The sequence below is a fragment of the Streptomyces sp. NPDC102402 genome (genome assembly GCF_044765765.1).
GTDB lineage: Bacteria > Actinomycetota > Actinomycetes > Streptomycetales > Streptomycetaceae > Streptomyces.
The window spans coordinates 1-2601 of sequence record NZ_JBIWKR010000044.1 but is presented as its reverse complement, the minus strand read 5'-3'; the positions used below and the strand labels follow the sequence as shown (position 1 = coordinate 2601).

At 69.2% G+C, this 2601-nt stretch carries 3 protein-coding genes; all 3 read right to left on the bottom strand.

Annotation, left to right across the window (positions count from 1 at the left end):
• Positions 1–178 (bottom strand): adenosylhomocysteinase (locus tag ACIRJR_RS37085; RefSeq protein ID WP_403789193.1); only part of this gene is annotated, 178 nt, incomplete at its 3' end.
• A gap of 4 nt (positions 179–182) precedes the next feature.
• Positions 183–1124, bottom strand: a complete 942-nt coding sequence (metF, locus tag ACIRJR_RS37080) for a methylenetetrahydrofolate reductase [NAD(P)H] (RefSeq protein WP_403789191.1) — start codon at positions 1122–1124, stop codon at positions 183–185.
• Positions 1125–1141: 17 nt separating this feature from the next.
• A partial coding sequence (locus ACIRJR_RS37075; protein ID WP_403789189.1) for a vitamin B12 dependent-methionine synthase activation domain-containing protein occupies positions 1142–2601 on the bottom strand: 1460 nt, incomplete at its 5' end.

The window sequence follows — 2601 nt, the reverse complement described above, 5'->3', positions numbered from 1 at the left end:
GCAGCGAGCCGGTGACCCGGGCGCCGGCCAGCGGCTGCGCGGCGGCGTACTCGCGGCGGATCGACATCAGGCCGGGCATCTCGTGCTCGGCGAGGCTGATCTCCTTTCGGCCGAACTCCGCGAGGGAGAGGTCGGCGACCTTGAAGTCGGTGAATTGAGCGGGGGCCTGACTGGGCATCGTGCTACTCCAGGGAGTCGAGGTGGAGGTTCTGGTGGATCTCGAGAGCCGCGGTGGACCGGTTGAGGGTGATGTAGTGCAGGCCGGGGGCGCCCTCGGCGAGCAGCCGCTCGGCCATGGCCGTGGCGTACTCGACTCCGATGGCGTGCGCGTCGTCGGGCTTGTCCCGCGCGGCCTCCAGCCGCAGGGCAAGGGCGTCGGGGAAGCGCGCGTCGCTCAGCTCGGCGAATCGCTTGATCTGCCGGACGTCGGTGGCGGGCATGATCTCGGGGATCACGGGGGTGGGACAGCCCACGGAGGCCAGCCGGTCACGCAGCCGCAGGTAGTCCTCCGGCACGAAGAACATCTGCGTGATGGCGTAGTCGGCACCGGCCCGGCACTTGGCCGCGAAGTGTGCGATGTCCTCGGCCCAGGTGCGTGAGCGCGGGTGGCGCTCGGGGAAGGCAGCGACGCCGACGGTGAAATCGCCCAGCTGCCTGATGAGACCGACGAGTTCGTGGGCGTGGTCGAAGCCCTCCGGGTGGGGGATCCACGCGCCCTTCGGGTCGCCCGGCGGATCTCCCCGCAGGGCGAGGACGTCCCGGATGCCGGCATCCGCGTACTGTCCGATGATGTGCCGGAGTTCGGACACGGAGTGGCCGACCGCCGTGAGGTGGGCGACCGGCCGCAGGGTGGTCTCGGCCGCGATCCGCTTGGTGACCTCGACGGTGCGGTCCCGTGAGGAGCCGCCCGCCCCGTAGGTGACGGAGACGAAGGAGGGAGAGAAGGCCTCGATCCGCCGGATGGCGTTCCAGAGAACGCGCTCGCCGGCCTCGTTCCTGGGTGGGAAGAACTCGAACGAGAACGACGGCTTCCCCGCGGCGAGCAGTTCCCGGATGCCCGGGGCCTCGCCCGGCCGCGGGCGCGACGGAGCCGGGTCCGGCCGTTCTGCGACCACTGCGGTCATGGGCTCGTTCCTTTCGCTCAGCGGGCGTTGAAGTACTTCGCCTCGGGATGGTGGATGACGATCGCGTCGGTGGACTGCTCGGGGTGGAGCTGGAACTCCTCGGAGAGGTGGACGCCGATCCGCTCGGGCTGGAGCAGGTAGGCGATCTTGGCGCGGTCCTCGAGGTCGGGGCATGCCCCGTAGCCGAGGGAGAAGCGGGCGCCGCGGTACTTGAGCGCGAACATGTCCTCGACGTCGGCCGGGTCCTCTCCGGCGAAGCCGAGCTCGCTGCGGACACGGGCGTGCCAGTACTCGGCGAGGGCTTCGGCGAGCTGGACGGAGAGCCCGTGGAGTTCGAGGTAGTCGCGGTAGGAGTTCGCCTCGAAGAGTTCGGCGGTGGCGCCGCCGATCTTCGAACCGACGGTGACGACCTGGAGTCCGATCACGTCCGTCTCCCCCGACTCCTCGGGGCGGAAGAAGTCCGCGAGGCAGAGTCGGCGGCCGCGGCGCTGGCGGGGGAAGGTGAAGCGGGTGCGCTCCGAGCCGTCCTCGTGGAGCAGGATCAGGTCGTTGTTTTTGGAGACGCAGGGGAAGTAGCCGTAGACGACGGCCGCTTCCAGCAGGTTCTCGGTGTGGAGCTTGTCGAGCCACCCGCGCAGGTGGGGCCGGCCCTCCTGCTCGACGAGTTCTTCGTAGCTCGGTCCGTCACCGGCACGGGCCTGCTTGAGGCCCCACTGGCCCTTGAAGAGCGCGCCCTCGTCGAGCCAGGAGGCGTACTCCTTGAGCTGGATGCCCTTGACGACCCGGGTGCCCCAGAACGGCGGCTCGGGGACCGGGTTGGTGACGGAGACGTCGGAGCGCACGCCGTCCTCCGGCTCGTCGGCCTCGATCACCGGGGTGTCCCGCTTGGGCACGCGGCGCTGCTTCAGCTCGGGGAGGCTGGCGCCCGGGACTCCGCGCTTGACCGCGATGAGGGCGTCCATCAGCCGCAGGCCCTCGAAGGCGTCGCGGGCGTAGCGGACCTCGCCTTCGTAGATCTCGTGGAGGTCCTGTTCGACGTAGGCCCGGGTCAGGGCGGCTCCGCCGAGGATGACCGGGTAGTCGGCCGCCATCTTGCGCTGGTTCAGCTCCTCCAAGTTCTCCTTCATGATCACGGTGGACTTCACCAGGAGGCCCGACATGCCGATGACGTCGGCGCGGTGCTCCTCCGCGGCGTCCAGGATCGCGGAGACGGGCTGCTTGATGCCCAGGTTGACCACGTTGAAGCCGTTGTTGGACAGGATGATGTCGACGAGGTTCTTGCCGATGTCGTGGACGTCACCGCGGACGGTGGCCAGCACGATGGTGCCCTTGCCGTCGTCGTCGGTCTTCTCCATGTGCGGTTCGAGGTAGGCCACCGCGCTCTTCATGACCTCGGCGGACTGGAGCACGAACGGCAGCTGCATCTGGCCGGAGCCGAAGAGTTCGCCGACGACCTTCATGCCCTCCAGGAGGGTGT